The organism is Microvirga sp. P5_D2, assembly GCF_054049475.1.
Window position 1 is genome coordinate 1 of sequence record NZ_JBFUMH010000219.1, and the last position, 6,903, is coordinate 6,903.

The 6,903-nt window shown below is 61.3% G+C and carries 5 protein-coding genes and 2 pseudogenes; 4 read left to right on the plus strand and 3 right to left on the minus strand.

Features of this window, described 5'->3' with window-relative positions:
• A pseudogene (locus tag ACXJKO_RS28565) lies at positions 1-434 on the plus strand (hypothetical protein); the annotation flags it as partial.
• A 57-nt stretch (positions 435-491) separates the two neighbouring features.
• Here ACXJKO_RS28565 and ACXJKO_RS28570 read toward each other — a convergent pair.
• A complete protein-coding gene (locus tag ACXJKO_RS28570) occupies positions 492-782 on the minus strand; it encodes a porin (RefSeq protein ID WP_457094420.1) in 291 nt (96 codons plus the stop codon).
• A 194-nt stretch (positions 783-976) separates the two neighbouring features.
• Between ACXJKO_RS28570 and ACXJKO_RS28575 the strand changes: the two genes are divergently transcribed.
• The gene (locus ACXJKO_RS28575; protein WP_457094421.1) at positions 977-2,104 is read left to right on the plus strand and encodes a diguanylate cyclase; all 1,128 of its coding nucleotides are present in this window, start codon (positions 977-979) and stop codon (positions 2,102-2,104) included.
• Between the two features lie 15 nt (positions 2,105-2,119).
• On the opposite strand, the gene ACXJKO_RS28580 is transcribed toward ACXJKO_RS28575, so the two are convergent.
• Positions 2,120-2,944: a class I SAM-dependent methyltransferase gene (locus tag ACXJKO_RS28580; RefSeq protein WP_457094422.1), complete on the minus strand. Its 825-nt coding sequence runs from the start codon at positions 2,942-2,944 to the stop codon at positions 2,120-2,122.
• A gap of 114 nt (positions 2,945-3,058) precedes the next feature.
• Positions 3,059-6,037, minus strand: coding sequence for an excinuclease ABC subunit UvrA (gene uvrA, locus ACXJKO_RS28585; protein WP_457094423.1), 2,979 nt, complete (start codon positions 6,035-6,037; stop codon positions 3,059-3,061).
• Between the two features lie 251 nt (positions 6,038-6,288).
• Here uvrA and ACXJKO_RS28590 point away from each other — a divergent pair, with 251 nt between their 5' ends.
• Both ACXJKO_RS28590 and ACXJKO_RS28595 read left to right on the plus strand, forming a co-directional pair.
• Positions 6,289-6,636 carry a hypothetical protein gene (locus ACXJKO_RS28590; RefSeq protein WP_457094424.1) on the plus strand — a complete coding sequence of 116 codons (348 nt, stop codon included), beginning with the start codon at positions 6,289-6,291 and terminating at the stop codon, positions 6,634-6,636.
• A 204-nt stretch (positions 6,637-6,840) separates the two neighbouring features.
• Positions 6,841-6,903: pseudogene (locus ACXJKO_RS28595) on the plus strand (single-stranded DNA-binding protein); the annotation flags it as partial.

The following is a 6,903-nucleotide window of genomic DNA, read 5'->3' on the forward strand; positions in this document are numbered from 1 at the left end:
CGTTAGCCCCCGTCTTGAAGGCACGGCGCAATCCTGTCGATGCCTCCTCACGGAGAAATCATATGCGACGCATTATTTTGACGACTGTTGGTTTGCTTGCTTTCGGTACTGCAGGTGCGCTGGCTCAGACCGTGCCGCCGGTGCCGAACGCAAGCGGTTCTCAAGCGACGAACCCTGGTTCCTACGGTAATACGGCAGCCCCTGCTGACCGCATGAACACGGTCGCTCCTGGTGTGACCGGTACCTGTGCTCCGGTTCCGAACGCCAGTGGTTCGCAGGCGACTAATCCCTGCAACTACGGCTCAACGGCGAACAACCCGGCTGTTCAGGCACCTTCTGCGACAGGCGCAATCGGAACGGTTCCGCCAGTGCCGAATGCCAGCGGCTCGCAAACGACGAACCCTGGCTCCTACGGTAATACGAAGCCGCRATAAGTCCGGCATCGTGCCTTCCAAAACCCTCGGCAAAGAGAACCCATGCCGAGGGTTTTTTTAGTTCAGACGGTTCACACCTTTCACGCCGATCACGGCTCGCAACGGGCCATATTCAGTAGGCTTGCGGACATCAAGGCGAACCTCGCCTGTCGTTCTCATGCGGGTCGTGTCCGAGCTTTGCCTATGGGACGAGCCGAGGATCGTTTCAGCGCGGACGCGGCCGCTGACCCGGACGCAGGTATCCGAATTTTGCAGAAGATCGAAGCCCGGCGGACACAGTGAGGCCGACAAAGCCGCTGACCCAGAAGCGAGCCACAGGGCTCCGACCATGAGCAGATGGTGTTTCATGGCGGCAGTCTACTGTTCCGCTCCATATAGATACAAGGTCAGAACAGGCGACCCTGTGACCTTTTGACCTCGGCAGATATCACCCCCGGTTATAGGCCTGAAATCTGGACTTTATAGGAAAAGCACCCCATAGCAGCAAAGTGTATTCCCAAAGGGAATGTGCATCGACACGATAACCCCCAATCCCAGCCTCGATGAAGCTTGATCCCGCCACCCTTCATGTCGCTTTCGTCCTGCYCTCGGCTGTGCTCGGGATTCTGCTCGTTTTCTCCTGGCGGCTGAACCGGAAAGTCGAGGCTCTGGCGTGGTGGGGAGGTGCTTTCTGCCTGATCTGCCTTGGCATTGGTTTGGTCAATTACGGCAAGATCTCCGGCACACCCACGTCGCTACTGGTGGGCAACGCGCTGGGTGTACTCTCCCATGGGGCGCTCTATGCCGGATGCATGAGGTTCAACGGACGCCGGGGCGTCATGCTGCCGGCTGTGGCCGGCGCTATCGTGTGGGTCGTCGCTTTCCCGTTCATCATAGACATGCCTCAGGCCCGCCTGATGCTCGTCGCCTTTCTCACCGGCGTCTACGCGTCGTTCTCGGCCTGGGAGCTCTGGAAACACGCCCCGCAGCCACTGGCATCCCAACGTGTCGCCGTCATGCTTCTGGCGGGGCTCGGAATTTTGAGCTTCCTGCGCGGATGGCTCGGCATAACCCTTACGTCGATCCCCTGGATCGATGCCTTCGCAAGCCGCTGGTCATCGGAACTGGCGCTGTTCCTCGTGGTCTTTACCCCAACAATGGCATTTATCTTCCTGTCGATGGCGAAGGAGAAGGTCGAGTACGGCTACAAGCAGGAAGCCTTCGTCGACTCCCTGACGGGCGTGCCCAATCGCCGGGCCTTTATGGAGCATGCCACGCGTTTGATCGAGCAGCGAAACGGACAACCGGTGACATGCCTTCTGTTCGATCTCGACAACTTCAAGGCCGTCAATGACAGCTACGGTCACGATGCCGGCGATCGTGTTCTGCGATCCTTCGGAGAGGTGTTGTCACGGCATCTTCCGGCGCGATCCTTTGGGCGATTGGGCGGGGAGGAATTCGCGGCGATCTTGGCGCTGAACAGCAGCGAGGCCATCGCCGTGGCGGATGCCATTCGCCATGCCATCTCCACGGCAGGCTGCACCGTGCTGGGGGCCGAGACCCATGTGACGGTCAGCATCGGATGCGCCACATCCTTGTCCGGAGCCGCTGTCGATGTTCTGCTGCAGGAGGCCGATGCGGCTCTCTACAAGGCCAAGGATTACGGTCGGAACATCGTGATTTCGGCCTGATATCGGCGATAGCTTTCAAGGCTGCGCCGTCACCACGATAGCGCTCATCCGGTTCTCGAAGGGACCATCGCCGAACTTGGCTTTCAGCGCCGCTGCGGCCTTTTGGGTGATCTCCTCCAGGCGATCCGGCCCGCGAGCCTCGATCTCCATGCGGAGGGGCGTGCCCTGTATGAGGCCGGTTGCCGCATGAAGCGGGGAGGAGGCCTGGCTGACCTTCTCGACCACATCGATGTCGATGCGCCCGAACCCGGCCTCCTGAAGACTGCGGCGAATGGCGTCGTGGTTGAAATAGCCGAAGGGCACCCGCTCGATGAATTTCGGCGGGTCATCGGCAAAGCTTGCGCCCGCTGTGTCGGAAATGATCTTGCTCACCTGATTGGCGTCGAGCCGGTCCCAGACATTGAATATGTAAAGCCCGCCGGGCTTCAGAACCCGCAAGGCTTCGCGATAGGCCGCCGACTTGTCGGGGAAGAACATTACGCCGAATTGGCAGATCACAGCATCGAAGCTGTCGTCGTCGAAGGGAAGCGCCTGGGCATCGGCCTGTCGCCAGGTCACGTTGGGCGCATCGAGGTTCTTGGCGGCAAGATCGAGCATCGCCTGATTGAGATCGGTCGCGACGATCTCGACCGTCTTGGGCAGCGTTTTCGCCAGCGCCCTTGTGACGATGCCGGTGCCAGCCGCAATTTCCAGAACCCTGCCTTTGGCGATGTCCTTGAGCCTTGCGGCGATGTCGGCCGCATAGGGCTCGAACATCAGCCGACCAAGATATTGTTCGTAAATCGCAGGAATCGAGCCGGCAAAGGCCGCATCGTTGGAGCCCATTGTCTCCTCCGCCATGAAAGACCGCCATCATCCGGTGGACGGGGGCGGCTTCAAGGCGGGGCGTTGGGTCTTTGGCGGTAGGTTGAAGCTGTGCAGAGAAATCAGAGGTACGGCGCGAGAGGCGGCGATTTACTCTGCCGCCTGCCGTGTCACCTTCTTCGGCTTCTTTGTAGTTTCCTTCGCGGTCTCCTTGGCCGGAGCCGCTTTCTTCAGGGGCCTGCGGGCGAGCACTTCCTTCAGGAAGTGGCCGGTGTGACTGTCCTTGGAATTGGCGATGTCCTCGGGCGTGCCCTGCGCCACGATCTGGCCGCCGCCATTGCCGCCTTCGGGGCCCATGTCGATCACCCAGTCGGCGGTCTTGATGACTTCGAGATTGTGCTCGATCACCACCACGGTGTTGCCCTGATCCACCAGCTCGTGCAGCACCTCCAAGAGCTTCGCCACATCGTGGAAATGCAGGCCCGTGGTCGGCTCGTCGAGAATGTAGAGCGTGCGGCCCGTGGCGCGCTTCGACAGTTCCTTCGAGAGTTTTACGCGTTGGGCTTCACCACCGGAGAGTGTCGTCGCCTGCTGGCCCACATGCACGTAGTCGAGACCGACGCGGGCAAGCGTCTGCATCTTCTCGCGGATCGAGGGCACGGCCTTAAACAGCTCGCGCGCTTCCTCCACCGTCATGTCGAGCACGTCGGCGATGGATTTCTCGCGATACTTCACCTCCAACGTCTCGCGGTCGTAGCGCTTGCCCTTACAGACATCGCAGGTCACGTAGACGTCCGGCAGGAAGTGCATCTCGATCTTGATGACGCCGTCGCCGGAGCAGGCCTCGCAACGTCCGCCCTTCACGTTGAACGAGAAGCGGCCCGCCTGATAGCCGCGCGCCTTCGCTTCGGGGAGACCTGCGAACCACTCGCGGATCGGCGTGAAGGCGCCGACGTAAGTGGCCGGGTTCGAGCGCGGCGTGCGGCCGATGGGCGATTGGTCGATGTCGATGACCTTGTCGAGATGCTCCAGCCCCTCGATGCGGTCATGCGGAGCGGGATGCTCAAGCGCGTTGTTGAGCTTGCGCGCGACAGCCTTGTAAAGCGTGTCGATGACAAGGGTCGACTTGCCGCCGCCCGAGACACCGGTGATGCAGGTAAACGTGCCGAGCGGAATTTCCGCGCTCACATCTTTAAGGTTGTTGCCCTTCGCGCCCACGACCTTCAGCATGCGCTTCTTGTCGTGCTTACGGCGCTCGCCCGGCACCTTCACGGACAATTCGCCCGTGAGATATTTGCCGGTAAGCGACTTCGGGTTCGCCATCACCTCGTCCGGTGTTCCCTCGGCGACGATCTTGCCGCCGTGGATGCCGGCGCCGGGGCCGATATCGAACACGTAATCGGCCTGCAGGATCGCGTCCTCGTCGTGCTCCACCACGATCACGGTGTTGCCGAGATCGCGCAGGCGCTTGAGGGTCCCGAGGAGACGGTCGTTGTCGCGCTGGTGCAAACCGATGGATGGCTCGTCGAGCACGTAGAGAACGCCGGTGAGGCCCGAACCGATCTGCGAAGCGAGGCGAATGCGCTGGCTCTCGCCGCCCGATAGCGTGCCGGAGGCACGGGCGAGCGTCAGGTATTCCAGGCCCACATCGACGAGGAAGGTCAGGCGGTCGCGGATTTCCTTGAGGATGCGGCCCGCGATGTCGTTCTGCTTCTTCGTGAGCTTCTTCGACAAATTGCCGAACCACTCATGCGCATCCTTCACCGACAGGGCCGTGGCGTCGCCGATATCGGAACCGGCGATCTTCACCGCGAGAGCTTCCGGCTTCAGGCGCTTGCCGCCGCACTCTTCGCAGGGCGTCTCGCTCATGAAGCGGCCGATTTCCTCGCGCGCCCAATCGCTCTCGGTTTCCTTGTAGCGGCGCTCCAGGTTCGGGATCACACCCTCGAAAGGCTTGCGCACTTCATAGGCGCGAAGTCCGTCGTCATAAGCCATGCGGATTGCAGTGCCATCGGAGCCGTAGAGGATTGCCTCGCGGACCGCGTCGGACAACTCGGTCCAGGGCTTCGTCATGGACGACTTGTAGTGTCGGGTGAGAGCCTCCAGCGTCTGGCCGTAATAGGGCGAGGTGGACTTCGCCCAGGGCATGATCGCGCCGCGCTTGAGCGACAGCGTCTCATCCACGACGAGCGCCTCGTCGATGCGCATTTCGTGGCCGATGCCGCCGCAGGTGGGGCATGCGCCGAACGGGTTGTTGAACGAGAACAGGCGCGGCTCGATTTCTGGAATCGTGAAGCCGGAAACCGGGCAGGCGAACTTGGACGAGAAGACGATGCGCTTGGGCTTGCCCTTCTCGTCCTTCTCATCCGCATATTCGATGACGGCGATGCCGTCCGTCAGCTCGAGCGCAGTCTCGAAGGATTCCGACAGGCGCGCGGCGATGTCGGCGCGCACCACGATACGGTCCACCACCACGTCGATGTCGTGCTTGAACTTCTTGTCGAGGGCAGGGGCCTCGTCGATGGCGTAATACTCGCCGTCGATCTTCAGGCGCTGAAAGCCCTTCTTCTGGAACTCGGCGATTTCCTTGCGGTACTCGCCCTTGCGGCCGCGCACGACGGGGGCCAGCAGGAAGAGGCGCGTCTTTTCCGGCAGATCGAGCACCCTATCCACCATCTGGCTCACGGTCTGGCTCTCAATAGGCAGGCCCGTGGCGGGGGAATAAGGGATGCCGACGCGCGCCCAGAGCAGGCGCATGTAGTCGTAGATCTCGGTGACCGTGCCCACCGTCGAGCGCGGGTTCTTCGAAGTGGTCTTCTGCTCGATGGAGATGGCGGGCGACAGGCCGTCGATCTGGTCCACATCCGGCTTTTGCATCATCTCCAGGAACTGACGGGCATAGGCCGACAGCGATTCCACATAGCGCCGCTGCCCCTCGGCATAGATGGTGTCGAAGGCGAGCGAGGATTTGCCCGAGCCGGACAGGCCCGTGAACACCACGAACTGGTCCCGGGGGACCATCAGATCGACGTTCTTGAGGTTGTGCTCCCGCGCGCCGCGCACGGAGATCACGCGCGCATTCGGGTCTCCCGCCTTGGCGCGGTTGAACAGATCGTCGAGTTTAGCCATGGCCTAGCTTCAAGCCTTATATGAGGGGAAGGCGGCCGTGAAAGGCCGGTCCCGGGATATGTGATGCATCTGCCGCCGATGCAATGCGGCGGATGATTCCAGGTGTGAAATCCTAGAACAAATAGGGTACGTCACGCAACAGGAAGGTTGAGGAGTCGAGGCCCCATCCTGTATGCTTGTGCGCGCATACATCTTCCACGCCCGCCATCAGGTGAGCGATACGGCCCGAATAGCTTGGTGGGAGAAAAGTCATGATTCTTCGCACGCTGACTCTTGTGGCTCTCGCCGTGACTATGCTTCCGTTTTCTTCCGCTCTCGCCGGTCCCTGCGCGCCGATGATCGACCAGGCCCAGGCACAGGTCGATGCTCGCATCGATGCCCGAGCTGGAAGCGGGGCAGCTGCTCCTGAAAGCACTGGCGCCATGCTGCATCATCAGCCCACTCCGGGCTCTATTGCCAATACGGAACAGAAAATCGGTGACGGCTCCAGGGCAAAAGCCGCGTTGGCTTTGCTGGCACAAGCGCGCAAGGCCGACAAAGCCGGCGATACGGCAGGCTGCACCCGGGCACTTGAAGAATTGMGCGCTATGGCAAGGTAACCCCCGGCAGGCAACTTGACTCCCCCTGCCGCCTTTTCCGTTGGGCGTCCGGCTCGTCCAGAATGTGCGGAAGACATCTTTCCTTTATGCGCCTTGCGTTAGGGAATGTGGCAAAATCTAATCTGGGGACAGAATGATCGGTCCGGCTTGTCGCCCGGCCCCCAAGGCCCCAGAACACCCTCATGTGATTGAGGAGAGGCTCCGATGGCGGGCAGTGTGAACAAGGTAATCCTGGTGGGCAATCTGGGGCGCGACCCGGAGGTGCGC

Bases quoted from the DNA above. Each gene is read 5' to 3' on its own strand.
- ACXJKO_RS28570 (WP_457094420.1), bottom strand. From the start codon at position 782: ATGAAACACCATCTGCTCATGGTCGGAGCCCTGTGGCTCGCTTCTGGG.
- ACXJKO_RS28580 (WP_457094422.1), bottom strand. From the start codon at position 2,944: ATGGCGGAGGAGACAATGGGCTCCAACGATGCGGCCTTTGCCGGCTCG.
- uvrA (WP_457094423.1), bottom strand. From the start codon at position 6,037: ATGGCTAAACTCGACGATCTGTTCAACCGCGCCAAGGCGGGAGACCCG.